The sequence below is a fragment of the Bacillus sp. NP157 genome (genome assembly GCA_018889975.1).
Lineage (GTDB): Bacteria > Pseudomonadota > Gammaproteobacteria > Xanthomonadales > Rhodanobacteraceae > Luteibacter.
Window position 1 is genome coordinate 670,753 of record CP076546.1, and the last position, 26,658, is coordinate 697,410.

A 26,658-nucleotide genomic window follows, 5' to 3' on the forward strand; every position below is an offset into this window, starting at 1 on the left:
ATGTCGGCGACGCTCAACGTCCTGCTGCCCGGTTACGACAAGCTGCGCTTCCTCGATGTGTTCGCGCAGTGGGTCGCGCGCGGCACCGAGCGCCCCGCGGCGCCACCGGGTTACCTGCACGCGCTGGCGGAGCACTTCCGCTGGCCGGCTGGCCCGCTGCCGGTGGCCGCGCTGATCCGCCAGTCCGTGGCGGGCGACGCCGGCGATGCGCTGTGGGTCTGTGCCGATCCGGCATGGGTGCAGCCCGAATTGAGCGGCGCGCGGCTGCTGGCGTGTGGCAACCTCGCCGTCAGCGCCGCGGATGCCGCGAGCATGGTCGACGCGCTCGGCGAGACGTTCGCCGAAGAGGGCATGGCCCTGTTCGTCGGCGACCCGCAGCACTGGCAACTCAAGGTGCCCAGCTACGTGCAGGTGCCCGCGTTCCCGGAGCCGGAAGAAGCGCTCGGCGCCGACCTGTTCGAACAGCTGCCCAAGGGCGACGACGGCCGCCGCTGGCGCGCCCTGATCAACGAAGCGCAGGTGGTGCTGCACAACCACCCCGCCAACGCCGACCGCCAGTACAACGGCCTGCCGCCGGTCAACAGCATCTGGCTGTGGGGCGCAGGCGCGTTGCCCGACTGGGTCGAATGCGGCCAGTCGCACATCTACAGCGACGACCTGCTGGTCTGGGCCCTAGGCCAGAAATCCGGCACCGACGTCCAAGGCAGGTCAGCCCTTGTAGGAGCGCGCCCCGCGCGCGACCCCCGCCCGCCCCAAACGCCATCTCCAACGAACACCCCCTCCACCGTAACCCTCCTCGATCTCCAGGACATCCAGCCCGGCGACTTCGCCCAGACCTGGTGGCCCTTTCTGGAAGCCCGCCTCGAAGCCGGCAGCGAACTCTGCCTCTCCTTCGCCGACGGCCGCCGCACCGTCGTGCACAAACGCCATCGCCTGCGCTTCTGGCGCAAGGCGAAAACGTGAAAACCTGGCGCCAGCGCAGCGCCGCCGACGCGCCCAGCGGTTGGCCGAACCACGTCCATCCGGTGATCCAGCGCGTCTATGCGGCCCGCGGCGTCAGCACGCCCGACGGTGCCGAGCACAAGCTGGCCCGCCTGCACCCGCCCGCCTTGCTCGGTGGCATGGACAAGGCGGTGGCCTTGCTGCTCGACGCGATCGACCGCGGACAGCACATCGTCATCGCCGGCGACTACGACTGTGATGGCGCCACCGGCGCGGCGGTCGCCGAGCGCGGCCTGCGCCTGCTGGGCGCGCAGCATGTGCGGCACGTGGTACCCAACCGCTTCATCCACGGCTATGGCCTCAGCGAAGCGCTGGTCGCTTCGCTGGAGCCCGCGCCGGACCTGATCGTCACCGTCGACAACGGCGTCGCCAGCGTCGCCGGCATCGCCGCGGCGCATGCGCGCGGCATCCGCGTGCTGGTCACCGACCATCACCTGCCGGGCGACACGCTGCCAGACGCCGACGCGATGGTGAATCCCAACCTGGCCGGCGACGGCTTCCCGAGCAAGGCGCTCGCCGGTGTCGGGGTGATGTTCTACCTGTTGCTGGCGCTGCGGGCGGCCATGCGTGACGCCGGTCGTTTCGAACACGGCGAGCCCGACCTGGCCACGCTGCTCGACCTGGTGGCGCTGGGTACGGTGGCCGACCTGGTCCCGCTCGACTTCAACAACCGCGTGCTGGTCGACGCCGGCCTGAAGCGCATGCGCGCGGGCAGGGCATGCGCGGGGATCACCGCACTGATCGAGGCGAGCAATCGCTCGGTCGCTACCGTGACAGCCACCGACCTCGCCTTCGCCATCGGCCCGCGTCTGAACGCGGCAGGGCGCCTGGAGGACATGTCGCTCGGCGTCGGCTGCCTGCTCACCGACGACGTCGGCATCGCGCGGCGCTACGCCGAACAACTCAGTGCCATCAACCAGGAACGCCGCGAGATGCAGGCGGGCATGGTCGAGGAAGCCGAGGCGATGGTGTCGCGCGCGGCGCACGTCGATGCCGTTGGCGTCGCCTTGTTCGATCCGGGCTGGCACGCCGGCATCGTCGGCCTGGTCGCCTCGAAGCTGAAAGAAAAGCTGCACCGCCCGGTGATGGCCTTCGCGCCGGCCGGCGACGACACGGGCGAGCTGCGTGGCTCGGCCCGCTCTATCCCCGGTTTCCATATCCGCGATGCGCTGGCGGAGATCGATGCGAAGCATCCCGGGCTGATCCTGCGCTTCGGCGGCCACGCCATGGCCGCGGGGCTCAGCATGCACGGCCACGATTTCGAGCGGTTCGCCGCGATCTTCGACGCCGTGGCACGGGCACACCTCGACGAAGAGCGCCTGCAGGCGGTGGTCCACACCGACGGCGAGCTCGACTACCGCGACCACACCCTGGACCTCGCCCGGCAGCTGCGCCATGCCGGCCCATGGGGCCAGGCCTTCCCCTCGCCGTTGTTCGAGAACATCTTCGAATGCGCGTCGTGGAAACCGATGGGCAGCAAGCACCTGCGCTTCCAGCTACGCCACGGGCAGGGCGGTGCACCGCTCGATGCCGTGATGTTCGGCTGCTACGACGGCACCCCGCCACCGCAGCGCTTCCGCGCCGCCTACGAACTCACGGTCAACGACTGGCAAGGCCGCGAAAGCCTCCGCCTGCTCATCACCCACCTCGAACCCCTCTAAGCCTCGTAAAGGCGCCCCCCCTGTAGGAGCGCACCTGTGCGCGACCCAAGGTCATGCGCAACCAACCGTTGTGCGCGACCCATAGTCGTGCCCGATCCACAATCCAATGAGATCGATCTCACATAGCCATCCAAACGCCCATCCAACGGCAAGCCCAAACCCAACACCACCGTGAACCCCCATTCAGTGTGAAATCCCCACACCGCACGTCGCCCACACCCATTGCGACGCAACAATTCCGCCTGTGAAGGCCCGAATATTCTGAGCACTTTCCGCGTGTATCGCGTGACATTCCACCGCCTACGAATGTCCTGAAAAGCTTGCCACCGACATCACATCCGTCGCAGTTTTTTGCCTCGACGCAACAAAACGGGCAGAACCTCATGGCAACCGATACCCACGACGCGGTCCTCCGGGAACGCTTCTTCATGCACTTTCGCAACCACGCGATCGTCGCCGCCGTTGTCGCGGCGAGCGCCGTCGGCGTGGTCTGCATCGACCCTCCGCATCGCCTGGATTTGTGGGTCGCCGAATTCGTCGGCACGGCCCTGGTCATCGGCGCGATGCCGTTGATCCTCGCGCGACTTTTCCGGGTGCGCGACGCGAACGTGATGCTTGGCTCGGCCATCGTTGCCGCCTTGCTGGTGGCCTCGCCCGACCTTCGCCGGGATGCACAGGCGCGCGAACCGGTGCGCGGTGCGGATGGCAAGCCACTACCCACGGCCTCCGACGGCTTCGGTGCCTACATCCGCGCATCGTCCGATCCGCAGCAGCCCCTCACGCATTCGCTCTAGGAGACACGGACATGCTGGTACCCGGCCACGCGCACGCAAGCCATCTCTGGCGCTACATCAGCGGCCCCCTCGTCGTGCTTTTCTGCTGGGACGTCCTCATCACGGCGGTGTGGTGTTACACCGAATCATCCTGGGAATGGTTTCCCGCGCTGCCGGTGACGCTGTTCGGCACGGCGGTCGCGATCTACCTCAGCTTCCGCAACGCCACGGCCTATTCGCGCTGGTGGGAGGCACGCATCCTGTGGGGTGCCATGGTCAACTGCTCGCGTACGTTGGTGCGCGATGCGGAGACGCTACTGAACGACAAGGTGCTGGCCCGGGATATCTCGTACCGGCAGATCGCCTACGTGCATTCGCTGCGGCTGCACCTGCGCCGGCAGAAGAACTGGGACGAACTGTCTGGCCTGTTGCCGGACGACGAACTCGCCCACCTGCGTACCGTGGCGAACGCACCCAATGCCATCGCGCTGCGGACGGGTTCGCTGCTGAGCGAAGGCTCGCCGGACTCGATCATCCGCGCCACGTTCGCCAAGACGCTTGCCGAGATCTCGAACGCTCAGGGCGGCATGGAACGCATCAAGAACACGCCGCTGCCGCAGCAGTATTCGGTGTATCCGGTGGTGTTCACCCACGTGTTCTGCGCGCTGCTGCCGTTCGGCCTGGTCGAGCAACTCGGCATCTACACGCCGCTGGGTTCGACGGTCGCCGGCATCCTCTTCCTTGGCTTGCTGCAATCGGGCAACGACCTGCAGGATCCGTTCGAAGACAAGGTGAACGACGTCCCGATGAGCGCCGTCACCCGCGGCATCGAGATCGACCTGCGCGACGGCCTGCGCGAACAACACCAACTCCGCCCCTTCCCCATCGAAGCCGGCGTCCTCAAGTAAGCCCCTGTAGGAGCGCGCCCGCGCGCGAAAATCCTCCGCGATAACCCATCCAAAAAACCAGAAACCAACCCCTAAACCACCACCCCCAAAAACCGAGCCGGCACCCCCTGCACAAGCCAAACCAGGTTATCCGCCCGATAGAAAACGAACCCCTGCGCATGCATCGCACCCGCATCCACGGAAAGCACCACTGGCCTCCCATGCCTCTGCCCCACGGCCACCGCCGTTTCGACGTTGGCCGACAGATGCACGTGGTGGCGCTTTCCGGCCTTCAGGCCTTCTGCCTGGATCGCATCGAGGAAGCGCGTCGCCGTGCCATGGAACAGCCGATCCGGCGGCACCACCGGCTCGTACGCGATGGCCACGGAAGCGGTGGTGTGGCCTTGTGCGGCACGGATGCGCCGTCCGTCATCCGAGATCGAAAAGCGTTTCTTGTCGTTCTGCGCCGTGATCGTCTCGATGATCTCGCGATCGATGGCACGGCCGTGGCGGCTGGCTCCAGCGATCAAGGCATCGATGTCGGCCCAGCCTTCGGTGTCGAGATCGAGTTCGATCGACTGCGGCTCGTGGCGCAGCACATAGCTTAAAAATTTGCTCGCTTCGGTAAGTTTCTTGTCCATCGCTAGTCCTCCATGTCGTACGACGCCGGCGTGTACGGGCGCTCGGCCGGTAACAACGCCGCCGCTGCCGCAAGATCGCCGGTATCGACGAGCGCCTTGATCGCCTGCGCGTCCGTCGTGATGTCGGTGATCCGCCGGATCCACTCGTTGACGTAGCGTTTCACGGCGTCACCGCCGATGCCCATTTGCAGGGAACGATGGTCGAGCGGATTCAGGCGAAGATCCCGCTCCGGGTCCCACTGGATGCGCACCGGGCAGCGAGCTTTCTTCGCCCCCCATGCGTCGGCCGGCATGCCCGGCTCGGGGTGGCTGGCGCAGCTGTTTTCCAGGGCCCATTCGAAGCCCGCGCGATCGATATCGATGGCGAGGATTCGTCGTTGGCCATCGTCTTTTTCGCCCCAGCCTGAGCGATACATCATCCACAGGAACGAGGGCTTGACCCAGGTCATGCGCGACATGCTGAAAGGCGGGGAAACGAAGGTCTGGTGTGCCAGGGCGGCATCGGCGATCGGGTGGCTGTAAGCCTGGTAAACCCGGATCGTGGCGTCGTCATAGACGGCGCGAATCTGTCTCTTGGGGACAGTCTTTTCGGTTGTCATTGGCGCGGATCATACACGGAATGCAGGGCTGCACCCCGCCTCGCAGCCGCGCCCGACGTCCGATCGTTGCCCCAGCCCCGCCCGCAAACGGCCATCCCCGGGCGTCCCGTCACCCGCTAAGATCCACGGCACGGGACAAGGGGGCAGGGAATGATGGATCGATGGCGCAGGACGCTGGCGTGCCTCGCGGGCTTGCTGGGCACGACGACCGCATGGGCCGACGTACAGGCCCAGTTCGAGTCGCCGTTGCCCGGCCTCGCGATCGGTTACATCGCCGACGATGGCCACGGCTTGTATGCCTGGCTCGCCACGCGCCACCGGGAAGGCGGCGTAGCGTGGTCCGGTGACGTCGAGAAGGCGTGCGCAGCACATGGCTCGCTGTGGATGTTCGATGCCGCGACGCCGGTGGTTTGCGGTGAAGCCAGGTTCGCGGACGAAGACGGCGCCACCTATCGGATCAAAGGCAGCCATGGCGTGGCCGCTTCAGGCCTGGTGCTTTTCTCGATCCGGCCGCTGCAATCGGTCGCGCCGCTGGAATCCGACGCCCCCCGTCCAGCCGGCGTCGATGCTGTGCTGCCGCCGAACCTGCGCAGCGTCCGGCACAGCGCGATCTTCACCGTGCCGGGCCGGATCTTCTATGCAGTGTCCCCGGTGATCAGCAACTACCGTGAGCCTCCCGAATGGACTGCGGCGACGATCGTCGAATGGACGGCCGGCAAGGCGACCCGGCTTGGCGAGGTGGGAACCATGCCGTCGCGCATCATCGAAAACGCCGATACGCCCGGTCCGGTCGCGTGGGTGCCGGGCGGCTGCGGCCTCAGCGCCACGCTGGTGACGCTCAACCCCGGCCTTAAGACCGTTGCGACATACGACGGGCCCGTGGAATGCGAAGGCAACGACGGCACGCCCGAGGCCATCCCCGGCACGATCCGCTGCGACAGGGCAGGCGCGGGCGTCGACGCGGTGATTTGTTCCCGCGACATCCTCGTCGCGGTCGATCGCAGCGTCGCCCGGTCGTATGGCCAGCAACGCGATACCCACGAAGGCGCGGCGCGCGACGCCATCGTCGCGTCGCAGAAAGCCTGGATCAGGCAACGCAATGCGTGCGCGGATCCGGCCGTCGCCGCGCGATACACGGATGGCGAGGTCGGTTGCCTCGGCACCGTGATGTCCGAGCGGGTCGAGGGCCTGCAGGGCGCCAGCCACGCGACAAACGATCGATAGTCATACCTGCCCGAAGGGGCCAAAGGGAGTAACACATGGCAAGCAGTGCGCAGGAACTGGAACGTTTCGTTTACGCCGCCCTCAAGCGTGGCAAGACACGGCAGGAGATCGAGCAGGCACTAAGCACGGCGGGTTGGTCCGCCGAGCAGGTGCGGCCGGCGCTGGCCGCGTACGCCGACACGGACTTCGCGATCCCCGTGCCACGCCCGCGTCCGTACCTGTCGGCCCGCGAGGCATTCATCTACCTGGTGATTTTCACCACCCTCTACCTCAGCGCCTTCCACCTGGGCTCGCTACTGTTCAGCCTGATCAATCGCGCGTTCCCCGATCCCACGGACACGTATGGCTATCTTCGCCTCGGCCCCGACCTGCGCTGGTCGCTGGCGTCGATCATCATCGCTTTCCCCGTGTTCCTCTGGCTCACCGCGCGTAACGAGCATGAGCTCGCCCGGCAGCCGGCGAAGCGCCAGTCGGCGGTGCGGCGGTGGCTGACCTACCTGACCCTGTTCGTCGCTTCGGTCGCCCTGATCTGCGACCTCACCACGCTTGCCGACCACCTGTTGGGCGGCGAGATGACGATACGCTTCGCGTTGAAGGTGCTGGTCGCCGGCGTGATCGCGGTGGTCGGTTTCATGTACTACCTGCGCGACCTGCGTCGCGACGAGGTGAAGGCATGAGCGGGCGGCGGAGCCTGGGCATCGCCGTCAGCGTGGTGATGGCGGTGGCGGTCGGCGCGGGCCTGTGGGTGAACGGCACGCCGATGCATCAACGCCGGCTGGCACAGGACACGATGCGCGAAAGGGCATTGACCAACCTGGCGACCCGGATCGATTTCTATGGCGACAAGCACAAGGTGGTGCCTGCCACGCTGGCGGAGATCGCGCCGGCCGCTGGCGACCGAATGGACCCGGTGACACAGGTGCCCTTTACCTACGAGGGCCACGCCAGGGAATACACCCTCTGCGCGACGTTCGAGGCGGCGGGCATGGAGGCACCGCCCACGTCGGGTGAACGGTTTGCGCAGCATCCGCAAGGCCGGGCGTGTTTCCATCGCTCGCTCGATGGCGCGGACGATGCACCGACGCCCTACACCGGCGAGGGTGATCCCTGATCCCTGATCCGGATCAGGAGCTTGCAGGTGTTTCTTCAGGCTAGCCGCGCACGGCGTCCACATATCTGAGACTGGCCCGGCGTAGCGTCTGGCCCATGGCGATGGTGCACTGGGTCCAGATGGGCGAACGGCAATACGCGATCCTGGAAGGGACGTCGCGGGCGTTTGCCCGCGTCAGCCCGGAGGGCGACCGTTGGGTGGTGCGCTGGCGGTATGGGCCGAAGGCAGGGCAGGGCCTTACCCTGCGCGGCGTGTCGCTGATGCAGCGGATGATCATGCGCTGGGCGGAGCACAACGAGGCCGCCTTGCGGAAGCGCATTCCCGCAGCGAGCAAGCCCTACGAGCCGCCGAACGCGCAGGAGCGGTATTTCTACGATGCGGTCTGGCCCGGCTACGTACCGGCTTCGCGGCGGCCTCGCCGCATGGTGCGTGAAAACCACTGATCCGGCGGGGGATTGAGCCCGGGGCGGGCGACACCATCTATGGGGCATCCCCCATTCCCCGGTAACACTCCCATGAATGCCGAACGTTTCGTTCAGGCCCTGCAGGATGCCGTGGTTCGCGACAACCTCGCGGTCTACGCGGATCTGTTCAGGATGTCGCCCGAGCAAGCCGTGGACCCGCACTGGGTCCGCGCCCTGTCGCTGTTCCAGAACCTGGACGCGGAGGGAAAGGCCACCCTGATGGACATCGTCTGCCAGGTGATGGTCGAGACCACCGCGAACCTGCTGGGCATTGCCGATGGCTGCTGCCCGGTAGCGGGTGTGAAGGGCTCGGTCGGGCTGGTGGTCGACGGCATGTCGATGGGTGGCGAACTGCAGGAGCTGTTCCTGGAACTCAACGAAGCGGCTGACGCCCCGCCTGCGCGACTGGCATAGTCGGGGTTCGTTTCCCCGTAAGGTTTGCCATGCGTTCCACTGCCCTGAAGGCTGTGGCGATCGCGCTGCTGTCGGCGCTGTTCTTCACGTTCACCTACGTACTTAACCGTGCCGTCGTCAGCGGTGGCGGCCACTGGCAGTGGGCGGTGGTCCTGCGCTACCTGTTTACCCTGCCGTTGCTGGCCATCGTGTTGCCGTTCCAGGGTGGCCTGGGCCGGCTTCCTGCTGAACTGCGCGCGCACCCGCGGGCGTGGCTGGGCTGGAGTTCGGTCGGCTTCGTGCTGTTCGGCGTTCCGCTGACCTGGGCGGCAAGCAGTGGGCCGTCGTGGCTGGTGGCCGGCAGTTTCCAGATGACCGTGCTGGCGGGGCCGTTGATGGCACCTTTCATCTATCGGGACGAACGCGCCCGCTGGCATGTCGGTGCGCTGGGCATCGGTGCCCTGATCGTGCTGGGCGTGATGCTGTTGCAGTTCGGTCATGCGCGCGGCTCGCTCGACGCCGCGGCATGGCTGGCCGTGGGTGCGGTGGTGTTCGCAGCCTTCGCCTATCCGCTGGGTAACCGGAAGATACTCCTGCACCTGGAGCGTACCGGGACGAAGCTCGGCCCGGTGCAGCGGGTGTTCGGCATGACTTTGGCGAGCTGGCCGCTGTGGCTGGTGTTAGCCGCCGGCAGCTGGGCGACGATCGGTCCGCCGTCGTGGCGCGAAGTGGTGCTTGCCGCGGGCGTCGCCTTGTCGTCGGGAGTGATCGCCACCGTGTTGTTCTTCCACGCCACCGAGATGGTCGGCCGCCAGCCCACCGCGCTTGCGGCGGTCGAAGCGATGCAGGCGGCGGAGCTGCTGTTCGCCACGATCATCGGCGTGACCTTCCTCGGCGAGTCGTGGCCAGACGCCCTGTCCGGCCTGGGCGCCATCGCCATCGTCGTGGGCATCGCGCTGTTCGCCTGGGTGAGCGGACGCGAGGGTGGGGGCGAGGAAGCGGGGGATCGCGGGGCTTGACGCTGCGCCGACGGTGGCAACGCGTACGCTGCGTGCATCTTCGGGAGTCCACCATGAAAACCGCCGCGCTTGCCCTTCTCCTCGCGTTGCCCCTTGCCGGCCATGCCATGCCTCCGCCGGGTACGCACGGCGAGCCTGCGCCGGCCGCCGAGCCGATGAAACGATTCGCGTGGCGCGACGAAGCCGCCGGTTATACGTTCGTCGCGCCGCCGCGTTGGGCGGGCAAGGTGAAGGCCGTGCCGCTCACCTCGGCCGCGTTGGCGAAATCCGGCGCGACCAGTGGCGTGACCTTTGTCGCGGGGTCGAAGACGCTGCTGGTGCTGCTGGCTTCGGACGACGAGCGGGCCAAGTCGGTCACCGACGCAGGCAACCGGGAGCTGTCGCGGCATGACGGGCACATCGTTGCCGTGCATGCCGAAGCCGACGCGGGAGCGCTGGCGCTGACCGACGAAGAGCTGGCCAATGCCGTGCAGTGGGATGGTGCGGCCGAGGGCGCGGCAGCTCGCTGAGCGTGGGCGCTGCCGCGGAATCATTTGCCAAAGCTATCGAACCACACATTTAGCGGTATCGATTCGACTCAATTCAGGGGCTAGCCTACGCACATCGGCTAACTCCCTGGAGGTCCCTCGTGGACGGCTCGTCCCCCACCGCGCCCGTGGCCATCGACCGGCGCATCCGTCACGGCACACCGGCCTTCCGGCGTACCAACCTCGCGCTCTTCTCGTCAGGTTTCGCGACCTTCGGCCTGTTGTACTGCGTACAGCCGCTGATGCCCGCGTTCTCCGCCGACTTCGGCGTGGATGCGGCGACCAGTTCACTGTCGCTCTCGCTGACCACGGCGGTGATGGCGGTGGGCATGTTGTTCGCCGGGGCGATCTCGGATGCGCTGGGTCGCAAGCCGGTGATGTTGTTCTCGCTCCTGTCGTCATCCGTGCTGGTGTTGCTCACGGCGGTGTCGCCGAGCTGGACGTTGTTGCTGGTCGCGCGCGCCTTGCTCGGCGTGACGCTGGCCGGCTTGCCTGCGGTGGCGATGACCTACCTGAGCGAGGAGGTGCATGGTGAGTCGCTGGGTTTCGCCATGGGCCTCTACATCGGCGGTAACGCCATCGGTGGCATGAGCGGTCGCCTCATCTCGGGCTTCACCGCCGACCACGCTTCATGGCGTGTCGCGGTGGGCGTCATCGGAGCGCTTGGCCTGATCGCAGCCTTCCTCGTGGCAAAGGGCCTGCCGCCGTCGCTTCACTTCGAGAAGCGTGCGGCGCGTCCTCGCGCACTGATCGCATCGTTTGGCGAATTGCTCAGGGACAAGGGCTTGCCGTGGCTGTTCGCCGAAGGCTTCCTGCTCATGGGCGCCTTCGTCACGATCTACAACTATGTCTCGTTCCGCCTGCTCGCCCCGCCGTTCTCACTATCGCAGTCGCACGTCGGCGCCATCTTCATGGTGTACCTGATCGGCGTGGGCGCGTCCGCGTGGATGGGCTCGCTGGCCGGAAAGCTTGGCCGGGGCAGGGTGATGTGGACGAGCTTCGTCATCATGCTCGTCGGCGTCGCACTGACGTCGAGCTCGGCGATCTGGGCGATCGTCCTGGGTATCGCCATGCTGACCTTCGGTTTCTTTGGCGGCCATTCGATCGCCAGCGGGTGGGTCGGCATGCGCGCGAAGACGGCAAAGGCACACGCGTCGTCGATGTACCTGTTCTCGTACTACATGGGCTCGAGCATCGCCGGCTCACTCGGAGGCGTCGCCTGGGTACACGCCGGATGGCCGGGCGTCGCCATCTACGTCGCCATTCTTGTCCTGGCTGGCCTGGTTATCGCGTTGAAGCTGCGTGCGATCAAGCCTTCAGCATCAACCGCATGAATGACTTCACCAGTGGCGAGGCATCGCCGCTGCGATGCACGAGGTACAGCGCGCTTGCTGCGTCCGGCGAATCGATCGGGACGTAGGCGACGCCTTCGACGTGTACGTGGCTCATCGACTGCGGCAGCACGGCAACGCCGAGGCCCGCGGCGACCAGGCCGACCATGGTCGCGGATTCGCCCGCTTCCTGCGCAATGCGTGGCGCGAAGCCGGCGTTACGGCACATGGCCTGCACCTGCGACGCGACGCCCGTGCCAGCATTGCGACTGAAGACGACGAAGGGCTCGCCTGCGAGGTCGTCGACCTTCAGGCGAGTCTTGCGACGTTTCACCAGCGGATGGTCTGCGCGCATCACGGCGACGAGTGGATCGTCGACCAGCTTGCGGGCGACGAGGGTCGGTGGCAGGTCGGTGCCACGGATCAGGCCGACCTGCTGGCTGCCGTCGAGCAGGCGCTCGATCTGCGCGAGCGTGTTGTTCTCTTTCAACACCAGGCGCACCGCGGGATACGCTTCGCGGAACGCGCGCACGGCGCGAGGGAACAGCGCGATCAGCGGCGTGCTCTGGGTGAACCCGACATGTAGTTCGCCGATCTCGCCGCGCTCGGCTCGGCGCGCCATGTCGCCGGCTTCGTCGACGCGCGAGATGATGTCGCGCGCCGCATCGAGGTAAACACGCCCCGCATCGGTCAGCTCGACACGGCGGTTGGTGCGCCGGAGAAGGCGCACGCCAAGCTGCGCTTCGAGGTCGCGGATCTGCTGGCTGAGCGGCGGCTGGGACATGCCCAGCCGCTCGGCGGCACGACTGAAATGCAGCTCATCGGCCACGGCGATGAAGTAACGCAGGTGCCGCAGCTCGATGTTCATCGGCTTAGTCGGGACGAACGCGGATCAGGCCTTCCTGCGCGGTGCTGGCGATCAGCCGGCCGTCGCGCGTGTAGATCATGCCTCGGGCCAGGCCGCGGCCACCCTGCGAGGTCGGGCTGTCGAACGAGTAGAGCAGCCAGTCGTCGATGCGGAACGCGCGATGGAACCACAGCGCATGGTCCAGGCTGGCCATCTGCATGTTGCGGGTGAGGTAGGAAATCCCGTGCGGCAGCGTCGCCGTGCCGATCAGGTGGAAGTCGGAGGCGTAGGCCAGCAGGGCCTGGTGCAAGGAAAGCGTGTCGGCGATCGGTGCGGTCAGGCGGAACCAGATGTGCTGGTACGGCGGACGCTTCGCCGGGCGCAGTTCATCGCGCGGCCACACATGGCGGAACTCGAACGGACCATCCTTGCCGAGCCAGCGCTGGGTCTTTTCCGGCAGGCGAGCGAGCTGCTCGTCGGACATCGCCGGCATCGGCTCGACATCTTCCGGCGCCGGCACTTCGGGCATCGACATCTGGTGTTCGTAGCCGTCTTCCGGCACCTGGAACGAGATGGAGCCATTGAGGATCGGCTGGCCGTGCTGGATGGCGACGACGCGGCGTGCGGAGAACGAGCCGCCATCGCGGGTCCGTTCCACGCTGTAGACGATCGGCGCATCGATATCGCCGGCGCGCAAGAAGTAGGCATGCAACGAGTGCGCGACGCGGTCGGGCGCGACGGTGCGCTGAGCGGCGGACAGGGCCTGGCCAAGCACCTGGCCACCGAAGACGAACTTCGTGCCGATGTCGCGGCTCTGGCCGCGGAACAGGTTGTCTTCGAGGCGTTCGAGTTCGAGCAGTTCGACGAGTTCGCCGACGTGGTTGTCCTGCATGGGTATCCCTTCGGAAGAACGGTGCGCGATGGACGCCAAGTGTAAAAGAATCAGGCCCTGATCCGGCCAAGCCGGCCGGCGTCGAAGGCACGGGCCCACGGGAACTGCGGGCCGGGGTCGCGCTTGCGCGGCACTTCGTTCTCCGGGTCGTCGCTGGACGGCACCATGGCGGTGTCCAGGTCTTCATGGCCGGCGATGTGGCGCAGGGACGGGAAGCGTGCCACCAGCTCGTCCAGCAGGCCGCGCAGGGCGGTGACCTGGGCCGCGGGATAGGGTTCGGTCATTTCCTGGTTGGCGGAGTGGAACCAGTCCGGGTAACGGCCCAGGTTGACCAGTTCGATGCCGATCGAGCGCGGGTTGTAGCCACGGGTGTGGTTGGCCACGCGCAGCGGGTCCACGTAGCACAGGACCGAACCGTCGCGATCGATGTAGTAATGCCCGCTGGCGCCCGTGCCGCGGTCTTCGTACAGCACCCGCTCGCCGTATTCCCGGGCCATGGCCAGGTCGGGCAGTTCGGTGCAATGGATGACCACCAGGTCGATGGTGTCGCCCTCGCGCACGGGCAGGCGGGATTCGTAGGGCAGGGGGGCGTGAAGGATGTCGATCATCCCGCTTTGATAACATAGCCAGTCGATCCGCGTACGGAGACCGCCATGCGCGGACACATCATTCTTTCCCACGGGTCCGATTCCGGTCCCGATGCCACCAAGGTCAGTGCCCTGGCCGCCCTGGCCGAGTCCCTCGGCTGGTCCACGCAGCGCCCGGACTACCGCGAGGACGACCTGAACGGCCATGCCGGTTCGGTCGCCCCGCGCCTTGCCCGCCTTGGCGCCGCCATCGCCGCCTCGCCGGTGCCGCCCGTGCTGGTCGGCTCGAGCATGGGCGCGTTCGCCTCGGGGCTGGCCTCGCTGGACGCCCCGGTGGCCGGCCTGTTCCTGCTGGCGCTGCCGGCGGCCATCCCGGGTTATCCGCGTGACTTCGCCGCCGCGACTGGCGTGCCGACCTTCCTCGTCCATGGCTACGCCGACGACGTCTGCCCGGTGGAGGGCGCCATCGCCTTCGCCCGCGGCCAGGGCGCGCCGCTGTTGCTGGTACGGGACGACCACCGCCTCGGGGCTGCGTTGCCCGCGATCGAGGCCGAATTCCGCCACTTCCTGGAAGGCCTGGCATGAACTTCTTCGCCACCTGCCCGAAGGGCCTGGAATACCTCCTCAAGGACGAACTGGTCGCCATGGGCGCCGAGGACGTGAAGGAGTCGCTCGCCGGCGTCGCCTTCGGCGGCGGCATGGAGATCGCCTACCGCGCCTGCCTGTGGTCGCGCATGGCCAGCCGCGTGCTGCTGCCGCTGGCGGAGTTCGATGCCGCCACGCCGGAAGACCTGTACCAGGGCGTGCAGTCGATCGACTGGTCCGAACACCTCGCGCCGCACGGCACGCTGGCCGTCGGCGCCAACACGGCGCTGAGCAAGCTCACCCACAGCCAGTTCATCGCGCTGAAGACCAAGGACGCCATCGTCGACCAGTTCCGCACGGCAAGCGGTTCGCGTCCTGACGTCGATCCCGAGGAGCCGGACGTGCAGGTGAACGTCCGCGTGCGCCGCGACCGGGCCACGCTGTCGATCGACCTGTCGGGCTCGCCCCTGCATCGGCGCGGCTGGCGCGAGCGCCAGGGCGAGGCGCCGCTGAAGGAGAACCTGGCCTCGGCCATGCTGATGCGCGCCCAGTGGCCGCGCATCTACGCCGAGGGCGGCGCCCTGGTCGATCCGATGTGCGGCTCGGGCACCCTGCTGATCGAAGGCGCGCTGATCGCCGCGGGCGCGGCCCCGGGCCTGCGGCGCGGTTACTTCGGCTTCCTTGGCTGGCGCAAGCACGACTACACCCTGTGGAAGTCGCTGTGGGAAGAGGCCAAGGCGCGAACCGACGAAGGCATGCGCAACCTGCGCCCGGTCTTCTTCGGCAGCGACTCCGACGCCAACATGGTCCAGACCGCCAAGCGCAATGCGCAGACGGCGGGCGTGGCCGGCTTCATCCACCTGGACCGTCGCGATGCGATCCATGTCGAGCCGCCGCCGGAAACCCCGCTGGGCCTGGTCATCACCAACCCGCCCTACGGCGAGCGCCTGGGCGACCGTGCCGAGCTGCCACAGCTGTACCGCCAGCTGGGCCAGGCGCTGAAAGACCGCTTCCCCGGCTGGCGCGCGGCCGTGCTTGCCGGCGACGAGGAACTGGGCAGGGCCATGCGGCTTTCCCCGGACAAGCGCTACGCGCTGTACAACGGCGCGCTTGAGACACCGCTGCTGACCTTCAGCCTGCGTGCGCAGGGCGAGGCCCCGGCCCGCGAGGCGAAGCCGTTGTCCGACGGCGCGCAGATGCTGAAGAACCGGCTGGAAAAGAACGTCCGCCACCTGCGCAAGCGGCTGGCGCGCGAAGGCATCACCTGCTGGCGCGCCTACGACCAGGACCTGCCGGAATACGCCGCCGCCATCGACGTCTACGAAGACTGGCTGCACATCCAGGAATACAAGGCGCCGCAGGAGATCCCGGTCGACGTGGCGCGCAATCGCCTGCGTGAAGTGGGTCGGGTGGCCTCGGAAGTGTTCGGCATCCCCCGCGAGCGCATTTCGGTGAAAACGCGCGAGCGCGGCAAGGGCGGCTCCAAATATGGCCAGTTCGACCAGCAGGGCCAGTTCGTCGAGGTGCACGAGGGCGGATTGAAGTTCCTGATCAATCCGACGGATTACCTCGATACCGGCCTGTTCCTCGACCACCGGCTGGTTCGCGCGAAGATCCGGGAACTTGCCGCCGGCAAGCATTTCCTGAACCTGTTCGCCTACACCGGCACGGCCAGCGTGTACGCGGCGGCGGGCGGGGCTCGCGACACCACCACCGTCGACCTGTCGGCCACCTACCTGGACTGGGCGTCGAAAAACCTCGCCCTGAACGGCTTCACCGGCAACCGCCACCGGCTGGTGCAGGAAGACGCCGTGTCGTTCCTCGAGAAGCGCTCGATGCAGTACGGCGTGATCTACGTCGATCCGCCGACCTTCTCCAACTCCAAGCGGGCCGACGACTTCGACGTGCAGCGCGACCACGTGAAGCTGCTGCTGGCCTGCGCCGACCGACTGCTACCTGAAGGGGTGATTGTTTTCTCGAACAATTTCCGCCGCTTCCAGCTTGATCGGGTGGCCCTCGAACCCCATCTTTCCATTGAAGACTGGAGCGCGCCGAGCATTCCGTTCGACTTTGCCCGCCGGCACGATATCCACGGTTGCTGGCTGCTTCGCAAGCCGTTCGTGAACCCGTGGAAAACGTGAACGGCCGGTGCAGAAAACTTCAGTCCGGATTCAGTGGCCGGGCGCGAATCTGCGCTCACCTGAGGAGGTAACTGTCATGAAAGCCAAGTTCGTCAAGTCCGCCATCGCCCTCGCTGCCGTGGGTCTCATGGCGTTCGCACCGGTCACGTTTGCACGCGGCTGGGGCCACGGTGGTGGGTACTACCACGGTGGTGGCGGGTATTACGGCGGTTACCACGGCGGTTATCACCGCGGTGGGTATTACGACCACAGCGGCCGCTGGATCGCCGGCGCCATCGTTGCCGGTACCGTCGGCGCGCTGGTCTACAACGCCACGCAGCCGCGCACCGTCGTCTATGACAACGGCCCGGCCTACTACGCGCCGTCGCGCACGGTGGTCTACGACGATGGCCCGGTGGTCACCCGCCGCGTCACCACGACGACCACCACGTATGACGATGGGTATTCCAGCACCCGTTATGTCCGCGACGACGGTTATTGATCGATCGCAGCGTTGAGTGACGAAAAGCCCGGCTTATAGCCGGGCTTTTTTTGTGCCTCGCTTGCGCGCCGCGGTGCGAGTCGCCATCGCTTGCGCGTTACCTGACGGCACCGCTCGTGCCCGGGCCTGCGCCCTTGTGCTTCGCGCTTTTTTCCAGCTGCTGGTAGGTCGCCTTGTCGATCACCTGCACCGTATCGATCTGGCACGGCGGGTCGTCGCGACGGACGATCTGTTCGTTGATGCTGTTGCAGATGCGCATCGGCGCCACGGCCTGGATGTTGGCGGCGGCCTTGAAACGGATGCCGCCACCCAGGTCCATCCGCGGGCAATCGACGTTGGTGGTGATCTTGTAGAAGGTCGGGCCGTTGGCCACGATCACCGTGCGGTTATCCACCATGGCCCAGTTCGAAATCCGGTCGGTGCGCATGCAGTCGTTGATGGGCAGCTCGTGGCGCTCCGGGGGAGGGGCGTCGGCGGCCGAGGCCGCGGCTGAGATGAGGAGCAAACAGGCAGCGGTCAGGCAACGCGCGTTCATGGTGAAACCCTCCGTCATGGGGAATACCACGTTAAGCCGACTGGCGAAGAAAAACGAGAGGGGGCGAGGGTTTGGTCCACCTGCCGTTAAGGCCGTGGACGCAACCACTCACGTTCGTTGAACGTTTCCTCGGGCATCGTCATGCGTCATGGCTGACGGACCCGTCGGCCGTTGCAGGAACCACGCGCATGACCGCAAGACCGCTCGGCATCGTCCCCTCCACGACCGTGGCCACGGCCCTCGCCGAACGTTTCCTCCGTATCCGCCAGCGCACCCTTGGCCTGGCCAGCCGGCTGAAGCCCGAAGACACCGTGATCCAGTCCATGCCGGACGCCAGCCCGACCAAGTGGCACCTGGCGCACACGACCTGGTTCTTCGAGCAGTTCATCCTCGGCCGCGACGACGCGTACGTCTCGCCCAACCCCGAATGGTTCTACCTGTTCAACAGCTACTACCAGTCGGTGGGACCGATGCACGCGCGCCCGTCGCGCGGGATGATCACGCGGCCGACGCTCGATGATGTGCTGGGTTATCGCGCGCGCGTGGACGACGCGGTGGCCGAGCGCATCGCACGCGGATCGGACGAGGCATTGTCCACGCTGGTCGAGCTGGGGCTGCAACATGAGCAGCAACACCAGGAACTGCTGCTGACCGACATCAAGCACGCGTTCGCGCAGAACCCGCTGGAGCCCGCCTACGCCTCCGACGCGCCACGTGCGCTGTCGATGGCCGCGCCGGCGCTGCGCTTCGTGCCGTTCGACGAGGGCATCGTCGAGGTCGGTCATGCGGGCGACGGATTCCACTTCGATAACGAAGGGCCGCGCCATCGCACCTATCGGCAGGCGGGTTCGCTTGCCAATCGTCCTGTCACGAACGCGGAGTACCGTGCGTTCGTCGACGATGGCGGCTACCGCACGCCGACCCTGTGGTTGTCCGATGGCTGGGCAACCGTGCAGGCCGAAGGCTGGCAGCGTCCGCTGTACTGGGACGACGCCTGCGAGACCGAATTCACCTTGCAGGGCCGGCATGCCATCGACCCGCATGCGCCGGTGTGCCACGTCAGCTATTTCGAAGCCGATGCGTTCGCCCGCTGGGCCGGTGCGCGGCTGCCCACCGAAGTGGAATGGGAAACGATGGCAGCGGATGTGCCGGTCCGCGGGAACCTCCAGGAGAGCGGCGTGTTCCAACCGCGTGCCTCAACCTTTGAGACAGACCTCGGGCAACTTTACGGCGACTGTTGGGAATGGACGATGAGCCCCTATGTCAGTTATCCCGGGTTTCGTCCGCTCGAAGGCGCACTCGGTGAATACAACGGAAAGTTCATGAATGGGCAATGGATCCTCCGCGGAGGTTCCTGCGCCACACCTGCAGATCACGTGCGTGCGACGTATCGCAATTTTTTCCCGCCCCACGCCCGTTGGCAGTTTTCGGGGCTACGACTTGGAAACGATCGATGAGCGCTCAACCGAAAGACATCCGCCTGGATGATCGCCACCCGGATGTCGAAGACACCCTGGACACCGTGCGCCGCGGCCTTGCCGCGAAGCCGAAGAAGCTGCCGTCGCGGCTGTTTTACGACGAGCGCGGTTCCGCGCTGTTCGAGGCCATCTGCGACCAGCCGGAGTACTACCTGACCCGCACCGAGATCGGGATCATGCGTGACCATGCCGGCGACATCGCCGACGCGCTGGGTCCGGATGTCCGCCTCGTCGAGTACGGCAGCGGCAGCGGCATCAAGACGCGCATGCTGCTCGAACACCTGCAGACGCCGGTGGCCTACGTGCCGGTGGAGATCTCGCGCACCGCGCTGATGGAAAGCGTCGCCGAACTCGCCACGCGTTTCCCCGACGTGCCGATGCAGCCGGTCTGCGCTGACTTCACCCAGCCGCTGCGCCTGCCGGTGTCGTCGCGTTCGCCGCGACGCACCGCGATCTACTTTCCCGGTTCCACCATCGGCAATTTCGAAACGAAGGATGCGATCAAGATCCTTCGCCAGATGCGCACCGAGATGAGCGACGGCGGCGCCATCATCGTCGGCGTGGACCTGAAGAAGGATCCCGCGCAGATCGAAGCTGCGTATAACGATGCCGCAGGCGTGACGCGTGATTTCACCCTGAACATGCTGGTGCGCCTGAATCGCGAAGTCGGCACGGATTTCGACGTCGATGCCTTCCGCCACCGTGCGCGCTACAACGCGCTGGCGGGTCGTATCGAGACGACGCTGGTCAGCACCAAGCGACAGGAAGTGCATGTCGGCAACGATGTGTACGGCTTCCGCGAAGACGAAGCGATGCAGGTGGAATACAGCTGCAAGTATTCGCTGGACGACTTCGCGCAGATGGCGGCGAAAGCCGGCCTGTCGGTCGAGAAGGTCTGGATGGACGCCGACGAGCGCTTCAGCGTGCAATACCTCGTGCGCTCCAACCCCTCAGCCTAAAAACCGCGACCGTAGGAGCGCGCCTGCGCGCGATGGGTGGTGTGGTAATCCCCCATCGTGCGCAGGCGTGTGCATATATGGTTTGGCGCAGGCGCGTACATATATGGTTTGGCGCAGGCACGTCCGTATACGGTTTGGCGCAGGCGCGTCCGTATACGGTTTTGCGGGTGCAGGGGTGTCGTAACCCCAATCGCGCGCAGGCGCGCTCCTACAGGGTCAGGTGGGGCGGCGGGCGCCTAGCGCGACCAGCGTCTCCTGCGCCGTCCTGATCCGCTCGGCGCTCCCGGGCAGTTCCATGATCACGCGCAGCTTGTCCTGCCCGTCCAGCTTGAACACACGCGGCTGTTGCTGGATCAGCTTGATCAGCGCCATTGGATCGATGTCGGGCTTCTCGCGGAAGGTGATGCGGCCGCCGGCCGGTCCGAAGTCCACCTTGCGGATACCGAGCGGGGTGGCCATCAGCTTCAGCTGGGCCACGGCGAACAGGCACTTGGCCTGGTCGGGCAGCAGGCCGAAGCGATCGATCATTTCCACCTGGAGTTCGCGCAGGCCGTCGTCGTCGCGTGCGCTGGCGATGCGCTTGTACAGGGTCAGGCGGGTGTGGACATCGGGCAGGTAATCGTCGGGGATCAGCGCGGGCAGGTGCAGTTCTACCTCGGTCTCGTGTTCGGAGGTGAGGTCGAAGTCCGGGATCTTGCCCGAGCGCAGCGCGCGCACGGCGCGATCCAGCAGCTCCGTATAGAGCCCGAAGCCGATCTCCTGGATCTGGCCTGACTGTTCTTCGCCGAGCATTTCGCCGGCGCCACGAATCTCCAGGTCATGGGTCGCGAGGGTGAAGCCCGCGCCCAGTTCTTCCAGCGACGCCAGCGCCTCGAGGCGCTTTTCCGCATCGGCGGTCATGACCTTGCGGTCGGGCACGATCAGGTAGGCATACGCGCGATGATGCGAGCGGCCCACGCGGCCACGCAGCTGGTGCAACTGCGCGAGGCCGAAGCGGTCCGCGCGATTGACCACGATGGTGTTGGCCGTGGGGATGTCGATGCCCGATTCGATGATCGTCGTCGACACGAGCACGTTGAAGCGCTGGCGGTGGAAGTCCGCCATCACCTGCTCGAGTTCACGCTCGGGCATCTGGCCGTGCGCCACGCGGATGCGCGCTTCCGGGATCAAGTCGCCCAGCTCGCGGGCCTGGCGTTCGATCGATTCCACTTCGTTGTGCAGGAAGTAGACCTGGCCGCCACGAGCCAGCTCACGCTGGATGGCTTCGCGGATCAGCGCCGGCTGCCAGGACGAGATCAGCGTACGCACCGCCGTACGGTGCGCAGGCGGGGTCGCGATGATCGACAGGTCGCGCAGGCCGCTCATCGCCATGTTCAGCGTGCGCGGGATGGGCGTGGCGGTGAGCGTGAGCAGGTCGACCTCGGCGCGCAGCTTCTTCAGCTGTTCCTTCTGGCGCACGCCGAAACGCTGTTCTTCGTCGACGATCACCAGGCCCAGGTTCTTGAAGCGGATATCCGGCTGCAACAGCTTGTGCGTGCCGACCATGACATCGACCTGGCCATCGGCCAGTCGCTCCAGTGCGTTGTCGACTTCCTTCTTCGATTTGAAGCGTGACAGCACCTCGACGCGCACCGGCCAGTCGGCGAAGCGATCGGCGAAGTTACGGTAGTGCTGCTGGGCGAGCAGCGTGGTCGGCACGAGGACGGCGACCTGCTTGCCGGCCGTCGCGGCGGCGAAGGCGGCACGCAGGGCGACCTCGGTCTTGCCGAAGCCGACGTCGCCGCAGACCACGCGATCCATCGCACGCGGCGCCGCGAGGTCGACGATCACCGCATCGATGGCGCGCTGCTGGTCGAGCGTTTCCTCGAAGGGGAATGTGGCGGCGAATTCCTCGAGCATCTGCCGGTCGACCGGCAAGGCTTCGCCCTGTTTCGCTTCGCGCTGTGCATAGATCGCGAGCAACTCCGCGGCCACGTCGCGGACCTTCTCGGCGGCCTTCTTGCGCGCGCGTTCCCAGGCGTCGCCACCCAGCGAATGCAGCGGGGCCAGTTCGGGCGCCGTGCCGGTGTAACGGCTGACCAGGCCGAGCTGCGCCACCGGCACGTAGAGCTTGTCGCCCTTGGCATACTCGATGGTCAGGAACTCGCCGGGCATGTCGCCGACGTCCAGGCTCACCAGGCCCTGGTAGCGGCCCACGCCATGGTCGATGTGGACGATGGGCGACCCGATCTGCAGCTCGGTCAGGTCCTTGATGATGCTTTCCGGATCGCGCGCGGCACCCGCGCGGCGCCGCCGGTCGGTGCGCACGCGCTCGCCGAACAGTTCGCGTTCGGTCAACACGGTCAGCGCTGGCTTCGTAAGCGCGAAGCCCTGTTCGAGCGAGGCGACGGTGATGGCCAGGGTGTCGTCGCTGGCGAGGAAGGCCTTCCAGTTGTCGACGTTGACCGGCTTCATGCCGGCACCGGCGAGCTGTTCGATCAGGGCCTCGCGGCGTCCGGCCGAATCGGCGGCGACCAGCGTGCGCCCTGGGTAGTGCGCAAGGAAGTGGCGCATGGCCGTTCCCGGTTCCTCGCCCTTGCGGTTGAGCGGCAGTTCGGGCGCGGGCTGGGTGCCGAGGTCGACCGCGTGCTCGTGGCCCTTTTCCACCACGTCGACGCGGACCTGCCTGTTGAGCTGTTCGCGCAGGTGTTCGGGCGGAAGATAGATCTCGGCGGGCGGCAGCACGGGGCGTTCGATGTCGTGCGCGCGCTGGTCGTAGCGGTCGCCGACCTGCTGCCAGAACGCCGCGGCGGATTCGAGCACGCCTTCGCCAAGGACGAACATGGCGTTGCTGGCGATGTAGTCGAACAGCGTTTCGGTCTTCGCGAAGAACAGCGGCAGGTAGTACTCGATGCCGCCGGGAGTCACGCCTTCCTTCATGTCCTGGTACAGCGGGCAGCGACGCACGTCGATCGGGAAGCGATCGCGCAAGGCGGTGCGGAAGGCCTTGGCGGCTTCGTCGGTGACCGGGAATTCGCGGGCCGGGAGCAGGTCCACGCCTTCGACCTGGTGCTGGGAACGCTGCGTCTCGGTGTCGAACGTGCGGATCGATTCGATCTCGTCGTCGAACAGTTCGATGCGGTAGGGCTCGCTGGCGCCCATGGCGTAGATGTCGATGAGCGCGCCACGTACGGCGAAGTCGCCCGGTTCGGTGACCTGGGGCACGTTGCGGTAGCCGGCCGCTTCGAGGCGTCGCTGTTCGGCGCCGATGTCGAGTTTCTGTCCCTTGCGCAGGACCAGCCCGGAGCCGGTGATGTGCGTGCGCGGGGCGATCCGCTGCATGAGGGTGGCGACCGGCACGACGAGCACGCCGCGCTTGACCGTGGGCAGGCGGTAGAGGGTGGCGATGCGTTGGGAGACGACTTCGGGGTGGGGGCTGAAGACGTCGTAGGGCAGGGTTTCCCAGTCGGGGAAGTGGAGTACCGGGAGTTCGCCGGCGAAGACGGCCAGTTCGCTTTCGAGGTTGTCGGCGCTGCGGGTGTCGCGCGCGACGACGACGAGGAGGCCGTCGTGTGCCCGGGCGGCTTCGGCGACTTCGAGGGCCCAGGCGGAGCCGTGGGGCGTGGCCCAGTAGCGGCGGGTCTTGGCGTTGGCGGGAAGCGGCGGGCTGGGGAGCACTACGGGCATCGGTCTGACGGAGCCTAAGGGCGGGTGAGCCGCCTATTGTACAACCGGCACGTATGCACCCTGTCCCCGGCCTCTGCGCGGCGCTCGGGCGTGGTCGCAGGACAGCCCTCGGTGCCTACCCTCGCTGCTCAGACAGGTCCTCCGCGCTCGATAAGGTTGGCCGCAGCCGCGGCCCATGTACCTATCGGCCTACGGCCGCTCGCTTGTGCGGAACTCGCCTCGAGGGTAGGCACCGAGGGCTCTCTTCATCACTGGGGCAAGCTGGGTGGGACAGCCGTGGCACCGGCATTCCCCACGCACCGGCGGCTCGTGTAGGAGCGCGCCTGCGCGCGAATCGAAAACATGGCGGCGCAGCCGCAGCTTGGGCGCACGGGGCGCCCGATCACGTTACAGCCCTGGTGCGATCAATCGGTGTAATCAGGTTCGAAGAAGCTCCAGCGCACGTCTTTGAAGTGGGCTTTGAAATCGGCTTCGACGATGTTGATTGCTTCGATCATGGCGCGGGGGGTGGGGGTGGCGGCCATCCTGGCTTTGGTCGCGACCATGACGTCGGTGCCCATTTGCAGGGTGAGCAGGTTGTAGACCTGGTCGATTTCCGGGCGTGCCTCGAGGAAGGCGACCATTTCGGCGCGGCGTTTGGGTTCGACGCCCTGGCCGATGAGGAGTGCCTTGACTTCGCGGGCGACGGCGACGGCGACGACGATCAGCAGTACGCCGATGCAGATGGTGCCGATGGCGTCGAAGACCAGGTTGCCGGTGAGCATGGTCAGGCCGACGGCGAGCAGGGCGAGGCACAGGCCGACCAGGGCGGCGAGGTCTTCGCCGAAGATCACCAGCAGTTCGCTGGCGCGGGTTTCGCGGAACCAGGTCCACAGCGGCTGGTCGCCGCGGGCTTTGTTTACTTCCTGCATGCAGCCGTGCATCGACACGCCTTCGGTGACGATGGAGAACGCCAGCACGCCGACGGCGAGCCATGGCCAGCTCAAAGGCTCGGGGTGGGTGAGTTTGTGGATGCCTTCGTACATTGAAAACATGCCGCCCACGCTGAACAGCAGGATGGCGACGAGGAAGGACCAGAAGTACAGCGCGCGGCCCCAGCCCAGGGGGTAATCCGGGGATGGCGGGCGCTTGGCCTGCTTCATGCCGAGCAGCAGCAGGCCCTGGTTGCCGCAGTCGGCGAGCGAATGGACCGCTTCGGCCAGCATCGCGCCGGAGCCGGTGAAGATCGCCGCGACCAGCTTGGCGACGAAGATCGCGAAATTGGCGCCGAGGGCGAGGAAAATGGCGCGTTTGGAGTCCGCGTGACCTGACATGTGTGTCCCTACGCCCGATGGAATCGCAAGATCTTAGCGGATGACGCCGACGCCCAGGCCAAAACTGATGTTCGGATGCCCGCCCTGCATCTCCTTCGCGGTCCACACGTGCGACTGGTTCACCGACACGAGCGGGAAGGTGTAGGTGGCCTGGCCGACATTGCCCGTGCGGGTGCCGTTGAGGCGGCCGGAGACGGTGACCAGCGATCCGGCGGGGAAGTCGAGGCTTTCGACGTAGCCGGGCATGGCGGCGATGAAGCGGCCGTTGCCGGTGTCGTCGGCCTTCGGCCGCTGCGAGCTGTCCAGCGGGTAGGCCAGCACTTCCACTTCGCTGTGGTCGGCGAAGTTACGCACCTGGACGATACGGCCACCCCAGATCACGTCCGAGGAGCCGTAGCGTTCCGGCTCACGCGCGACCTGGGCGGGCGGCACGGCGAGGTTGTTCGCCGTGGGCTTGTAGATGGGCGACGGTGCGCAGCCGGCGAGGGCGAGGGTCAGGAGGGCGGCGGGGGCGGCGAGACGGGTGATTGACTGGCGCATGGGTCGACTCCTGGCGTGTAGCGTGACTTTATCGCCTTGGTAGCGAACGCGGTGGATGCGCGATGTGTAGGGCAGCCGGATCCTTGCCTTCCTCGACCAGCCAGGTCAGCCGGTATTCGGCTTCGCCCGGCTCACCCAGTAGTTTGGGCAGGGCCTTCAGGCCGTCGCGCAGGGCGTCATCCAGCTTCCACGGCGCGTTGACGATGACCATTCCGCTGCCGTTGAGGCGTAGCGGGGAGTCGTCCTTGTGCAGCAGCAGTTCGGCGGCGAGCACGCGCTTGGCGCCACTCTTCACCGACAGCCAGCGGTGGAATGGCTGCACGTGGCTGCGTAGCTTGATCGGGTACCACACGGCGAAGATGCCGGTGGGCCACTTTTCCATGGCCGCCTTGAGTGCTTTCTCAATGACGCGGAATTCGTTGTCCTGCTGTTCGAACGGCGGGTCGATCAGCACCAGCCCGCGCTTTTCCTTCGGCGGCACGAGGGCGCCGAGCGCTTCGTAACCGTCGCGGTGGTGCACATGCACGCGCTTGTCGTTGTGGAACAGCTGGCGCAGTTCGCCGGCTTCCTGCGCCTGCAGTTCACACAGCTGGGCCGAATCGTTCTCGCGCATCTGGTGGGCGGCGAACCACGGCGAGCCCGGGTAGAAACGGAAGGTGTCGTCGCCTTCGTTGCAGGCACGCACGGCCTCCAGCCACTTCCAGGCCAGCGGAGGCAGGCCGGTGGCGGTTTTCAGCGCGCTGACGCCGTCGTCTGCCTCGCCGGTCTTGCGGGCTTCGCGGCTACGCAGGTCGTAGCGGCCGCTTCCGGCGTGCGTCTCGATGTAGCAGAACGGTGTCGGCTTCTGCTTCATCGAGTCGATCAGGGCCACGAGCACCATGTGCTTCATGACATCGGCAAAGTTGCCGGCGTGGTATGCGTGGCGATAGTTCATCAGCGCAGTATAGCCGGTGCAGCCCGGCGGCCCGTTCAGAACCGCGTGTAGGAGCGCGCCTGCGCGCG

General features: G+C 66.6%; 27 protein-coding genes. 17 read left to right on the forward strand and 10 right to left on the reverse strand.

The window, feature by feature from the left end:
- The 4 genes from KPL74_03085 to KPL74_03100 all read left to right on the forward strand — a co-directional run bounded on the left by KPL74_03085 (position 1) and on the right by KPL74_03100 (position 4,344).
- Positions 1-963, forward strand: coding sequence for a hypothetical protein (locus KPL74_03085; GenBank protein QWT21004.1), 963 nt, complete (start codon positions 1-3; stop codon positions 961-963).
- Positions 960-2,663, forward strand: coding sequence for a single-stranded-DNA-specific exonuclease RecJ (gene recJ, locus KPL74_03090; GenBank protein QWT21005.1), 1,704 nt, complete (start codon positions 960-962; stop codon positions 2,661-2,663). Before KPL74_03085 ends, recJ begins: the two co-directional genes overlap by 4 nt.
- 383 nt (positions 2,664-3,046) lie before the next feature.
- Positions 3,047-3,457, forward strand: coding sequence for a hypothetical protein (locus KPL74_03095; protein QWT21006.1), 411 nt, complete (start codon positions 3,047-3,049; stop codon positions 3,455-3,457).
- 11 nt (positions 3,458-3,468) lie between these two features.
- Positions 3,469-4,344 carry a hypothetical protein gene (locus KPL74_03100; GenBank protein QWT21007.1) on the forward strand — a complete coding sequence of 292 codons (876 nt, stop codon included), beginning with the start codon at positions 3,469-3,471 and terminating at the stop codon, positions 4,342-4,344.
- A gap of 71 nt (positions 4,345-4,415) precedes the next feature.
- On the opposite strand, the gene KPL74_03105 is transcribed toward KPL74_03100, so the two are convergent.
- Both KPL74_03105 and KPL74_03110 read right to left on the reverse strand, forming a co-directional pair.
- A complete protein-coding gene (locus KPL74_03105; GenBank protein ID QWT21008.1) occupies positions 4,416-4,964 on the reverse strand; it encodes an RNA 2'-phosphotransferase in 549 nt (182 codons plus the stop codon).
- Positions 4,965-4,966: 2 nt separating this feature from the next.
- Positions 4,967-5,563 (reverse strand): DUF4291 domain-containing protein, encoded by a 597-nt coding sequence (locus KPL74_03110; GenBank protein ID QWT21009.1) that lies wholly within the window; start codon positions 5,561-5,563, stop codon positions 4,967-4,969.
- 150 nt (positions 5,564-5,713) lie between these two features.
- Between KPL74_03110 and KPL74_03115 the strand changes: the two genes are divergently transcribed.
- The 8 genes from KPL74_03115 to KPL74_03150 all read left to right on the forward strand — a co-directional run bounded on the left by KPL74_03115 (position 5,714) and on the right by KPL74_03150 (position 11,635).
- On the forward strand, positions 5,714-6,787 hold the full coding sequence (locus KPL74_03115; GenBank protein QWT21010.1) for a DUF1311 domain-containing protein: 1,074 nt from the start codon (positions 5,714-5,716) through the stop codon (positions 6,785-6,787).
- Positions 6,788-6,822: 35 nt separating this feature from the next.
- A complete protein-coding gene (locus tag KPL74_03120) occupies positions 6,823-7,464 on the forward strand; it encodes a hypothetical protein (GenBank protein ID QWT21011.1) in 642 nt (213 codons plus the stop codon).
- Positions 7,461-7,898, forward strand: coding sequence for a hypothetical protein (locus KPL74_03125; GenBank protein QWT21012.1), 438 nt, complete (start codon positions 7,461-7,463; stop codon positions 7,896-7,898). The genes KPL74_03120 and KPL74_03125 overlap by 4 nt, the downstream gene beginning before the upstream one ends.
- Positions 7,899-7,993: 95 nt before the next feature.
- Positions 7,994-8,341 carry a hypothetical protein gene (locus KPL74_03130; protein ID QWT21013.1) on the forward strand — a complete coding sequence of 116 codons (348 nt, stop codon included), beginning with the start codon at positions 7,994-7,996 and terminating at the stop codon, positions 8,339-8,341.
- A gap of 72 nt (positions 8,342-8,413) precedes the next feature.
- On the forward strand, positions 8,414-8,776 hold the full coding sequence (locus tag KPL74_03135) for a hypothetical protein (protein ID QWT21014.1): 363 nt from the start codon (positions 8,414-8,416) through the stop codon (positions 8,774-8,776).
- A 29-nt stretch (positions 8,777-8,805) separates the two neighbouring features.
- Complete coding sequence (locus KPL74_03140; GenBank protein ID QWT21015.1) at positions 8,806-9,774, forward strand: multidrug resistance efflux transporter family protein; 969 nt, start codon at positions 8,806-8,808, stop codon at positions 9,772-9,774.
- Positions 9,775-9,827: 53 nt separating this feature from the next.
- Positions 9,828-10,283, forward strand: coding sequence for a hypothetical protein (locus KPL74_03145; protein QWT21016.1), 456 nt, complete (start codon positions 9,828-9,830; stop codon positions 10,281-10,283).
- Between the two features lie 152 nt (positions 10,284-10,435).
- A complete protein-coding gene (locus tag KPL74_03150) occupies positions 10,436-11,635 on the forward strand; it encodes an MFS transporter (protein QWT22569.1) in 1,200 nt (399 codons plus the stop codon).
- On the opposite strand, the gene KPL74_03155 is transcribed toward KPL74_03150, so the two are convergent.
- Genes KPL74_03155 through KPL74_03165 form a run of 3 tightly spaced genes read right to left on the reverse strand, consistent with a single transcriptional unit; the run spans position 11,610 to position 13,979 of the window.
- Positions 11,610-12,500, reverse strand: a complete 891-nt coding sequence (locus KPL74_03155; GenBank protein ID QWT21017.1) for a LysR family transcriptional regulator — start codon at positions 12,498-12,500, stop codon at positions 11,610-11,612. The two genes, KPL74_03150 and KPL74_03155, sit on opposite strands and share 26 nt — an antisense overlap.
- Positions 12,501-12,504: 4 nt before the next feature.
- Positions 12,505-13,371 carry an acyl-CoA thioesterase II gene (tesB, locus tag KPL74_03160; protein ID QWT21018.1) on the reverse strand — a complete coding sequence of 289 codons (867 nt, stop codon included), beginning with the start codon at positions 13,369-13,371 and terminating at the stop codon, positions 12,505-12,507.
- A gap of 50 nt (positions 13,372-13,421) precedes the next feature.
- On the reverse strand, positions 13,422-13,979 hold the full coding sequence (locus KPL74_03165) for an N-acetylmuramoyl-L-alanine amidase (protein ID QWT21019.1): 558 nt from the start codon (positions 13,977-13,979) through the stop codon (positions 13,422-13,424).
- 45 nt (positions 13,980-14,024) lie between these two features.
- Between KPL74_03165 and KPL74_03170 the strand changes: the two genes are divergently transcribed.
- The 3 genes from KPL74_03170 to KPL74_03180 all read left to right on the forward strand — a co-directional run bounded on the left by KPL74_03170 (position 14,025) and on the right by KPL74_03180 (position 17,165).
- On the forward strand, positions 14,025-14,543 hold the full coding sequence (locus KPL74_03170; GenBank protein QWT21020.1) for a hypothetical protein: 519 nt from the start codon (positions 14,025-14,027) through the stop codon (positions 14,541-14,543).
- Entirely contained in the window at positions 14,540-16,684 is a 2,145-nt protein-coding gene (gene rlmKL / locus KPL74_03175) for a bifunctional 23S rRNA (guanine(2069)-N(7))-methyltransferase RlmK/23S rRNA (guanine(2445)-N(2))-methyltransferase RlmL (GenBank protein QWT21021.1), read from the forward strand. The genes KPL74_03170 and rlmKL overlap by 4 nt, the downstream gene beginning before the upstream one ends.
- Positions 16,685-16,760: 76 nt before the next feature.
- Positions 16,761-17,165, forward strand: a complete 405-nt coding sequence (locus KPL74_03180; GenBank protein QWT21022.1) for a hypothetical protein — start codon at positions 16,761-16,763, stop codon at positions 17,163-17,165.
- Positions 17,166-17,262: 97 nt separating this feature from the next.
- On the opposite strand, the gene KPL74_03185 is transcribed toward KPL74_03180, so the two are convergent.
- The gene (locus tag KPL74_03185; GenBank protein ID QWT21023.1) at positions 17,263-17,700 is read right to left on the reverse strand and encodes a hypothetical protein; all 438 of its coding nucleotides are present in this window, start codon (positions 17,698-17,700) and stop codon (positions 17,263-17,265) included.
- 188 nt (positions 17,701-17,888) lie between these two features.
- Between KPL74_03185 and egtB the strand changes: the two genes are divergently transcribed.
- Together egtB and egtD are read left to right on the forward strand one after the other, a co-directional pair.
- Positions 17,889-19,157: an ergothioneine biosynthesis protein EgtB gene (gene egtB, locus KPL74_03190; GenBank protein QWT21024.1), complete on the forward strand. Its 1,269-nt coding sequence runs from the start codon at positions 17,889-17,891 to the stop codon at positions 19,155-19,157.
- Positions 19,154-20,137 (forward strand): L-histidine N(alpha)-methyltransferase, encoded by a 984-nt coding sequence (egtD, locus tag KPL74_03195; protein ID QWT21025.1) that lies wholly within the window; start codon positions 19,154-19,156, stop codon positions 20,135-20,137. Before egtB ends, egtD begins: the two co-directional genes overlap by 4 nt.
- 216 nt (positions 20,138-20,353) lie before the next feature.
- Here the strand turns inward: egtD and mfd are convergent, their stop codons facing one another.
- The 4 genes from mfd to rlmJ form a co-directional block, all read right to left on the reverse strand.
- Positions 20,354-23,803, reverse strand: coding sequence for a transcription-repair coupling factor (mfd, locus tag KPL74_03200; GenBank protein QWT21026.1), 3,450 nt, complete (start codon positions 23,801-23,803; stop codon positions 20,354-20,356).
- A gap of 404 nt (positions 23,804-24,207) precedes the next feature.
- On the reverse strand, positions 24,208-25,116 hold the full coding sequence (locus KPL74_03205) for a cation diffusion facilitator family transporter (protein ID QWT21027.1): 909 nt from the start codon (positions 25,114-25,116) through the stop codon (positions 24,208-24,210).
- 33 nt (positions 25,117-25,149) lie between these two features.
- Positions 25,150-25,656, reverse strand: coding sequence for a Slp family lipoprotein (locus KPL74_03210; protein ID QWT21028.1), 507 nt, complete (start codon positions 25,654-25,656; stop codon positions 25,150-25,152).
- A 28-nt stretch (positions 25,657-25,684) separates the two neighbouring features.
- On the reverse strand, positions 25,685-26,590 hold the full coding sequence (rlmJ, locus tag KPL74_03215) for a 23S rRNA (adenine(2030)-N(6))-methyltransferase RlmJ (protein ID QWT21029.1): 906 nt from the start codon (positions 26,588-26,590) through the stop codon (positions 25,685-25,687).
- Between the last annotated feature and the right edge of the window lie 68 nt (positions 26,591-26,658).

Bases quoted from the DNA above. Each gene is read 5' to 3' on its own strand.
- KPL74_03085 (QWT21004.1), top strand. From the start codon at position 1: ATGTCGGCGACGCTCAACGTCCTGCTGCCCGGTTACGACAAGCTGCGC.
- KPL74_03095 (QWT21006.1), top strand. From the start codon at position 3,047: ATGGCAACCGATACCCACGACGCGGTCCTCCGGGAACGCTTCTTCATG.
- KPL74_03100 (QWT21007.1), top strand. From the start codon at position 3,469: ATGCTGGTACCCGGCCACGCGCACGCAAGCCATCTCTGGCGCTACATC.
- KPL74_03105 (QWT21008.1), bottom strand. From the start codon at position 4,964: ATGGACAAGAAACTTACCGAAGCGAGCAAATTTTTAAGCTATGTGCTG.
- KPL74_03110 (QWT21009.1), bottom strand. From the start codon at position 5,563: ATGACAACCGAAAAGACTGTCCCCAAGAGACAGATTCGCGCCGTCTAT.
- KPL74_03115 (QWT21010.1), top strand. From the start codon at position 5,714: ATGATGGATCGATGGCGCAGGACGCTGGCGTGCCTCGCGGGCTTGCTG.
- KPL74_03120 (QWT21011.1), top strand. From the start codon at position 6,823: ATGGCAAGCAGTGCGCAGGAACTGGAACGTTTCGTTTACGCCGCCCTC.
- KPL74_03125 (QWT21012.1), top strand. From the start codon at position 7,461: ATGAGCGGGCGGCGGAGCCTGGGCATCGCCGTCAGCGTGGTGATGGCG.
- KPL74_03130 (QWT21013.1), top strand. From the start codon at position 7,994: ATGGCGATGGTGCACTGGGTCCAGATGGGCGAACGGCAATACGCGATC.
- KPL74_03135 (QWT21014.1), top strand. From the start codon at position 8,414: ATGAATGCCGAACGTTTCGTTCAGGCCCTGCAGGATGCCGTGGTTCGC.
- KPL74_03140 (QWT21015.1), top strand. From the start codon at position 8,806: ATGCGTTCCACTGCCCTGAAGGCTGTGGCGATCGCGCTGCTGTCGGCG.
- KPL74_03145 (QWT21016.1), top strand. From the start codon at position 9,828: ATGAAAACCGCCGCGCTTGCCCTTCTCCTCGCGTTGCCCCTTGCCGGC.
- KPL74_03155 (QWT21017.1), bottom strand. From the start codon at position 12,500: ATGAACATCGAGCTGCGGCACCTGCGTTACTTCATCGCCGTGGCCGAT.
- tesB (QWT21018.1), bottom strand. From the start codon at position 13,371: ATGCAGGACAACCACGTCGGCGAACTCGTCGAACTGCTCGAACTCGAA.
- KPL74_03165 (QWT21019.1), bottom strand. From the start codon at position 13,979: ATGATCGACATCCTTCACGCCCCCCTGCCCTACGAATCCCGCCTGCCC.
- KPL74_03170 (QWT21020.1), top strand. From the start codon at position 14,025: ATGCGCGGACACATCATTCTTTCCCACGGGTCCGATTCCGGTCCCGAT.
- rlmKL (QWT21021.1), top strand. From the start codon at position 14,540: ATGAACTTCTTCGCCACCTGCCCGAAGGGCCTGGAATACCTCCTCAAG.
- KPL74_03180 (QWT21022.1), top strand. From the start codon at position 16,761: ATGAAAGCCAAGTTCGTCAAGTCCGCCATCGCCCTCGCTGCCGTGGGT.
- KPL74_03185 (QWT21023.1), bottom strand. From the start codon at position 17,700: ATGAACGCGCGTTGCCTGACCGCTGCCTGTTTGCTCCTCATCTCAGCC.
- egtB (QWT21024.1), top strand. From the start codon at position 17,889: ATGACCGCAAGACCGCTCGGCATCGTCCCCTCCACGACCGTGGCCACG.
- egtD (QWT21025.1), top strand. From the start codon at position 19,154: ATGAGCGCTCAACCGAAAGACATCCGCCTGGATGATCGCCACCCGGAT.
- mfd (QWT21026.1), bottom strand. From the start codon at position 23,803: ATGCCCGTAGTGCTCCCCAGCCCGCCGCTTCCCGCCAACGCCAAGACC.
- KPL74_03205 (QWT21027.1), bottom strand. From the start codon at position 25,116: ATGTCAGGTCACGCGGACTCCAAACGCGCCATTTTCCTCGCCCTCGGC.
- KPL74_03210 (QWT21028.1), bottom strand. From the start codon at position 25,656: ATGCGCCAGTCAATCACCCGTCTCGCCGCCCCCGCCGCCCTCCTGACC.
- rlmJ (QWT21029.1), bottom strand. From the start codon at position 26,590: ATGAACTATCGCCACGCATACCACGCCGGCAACTTTGCCGATGTCATG.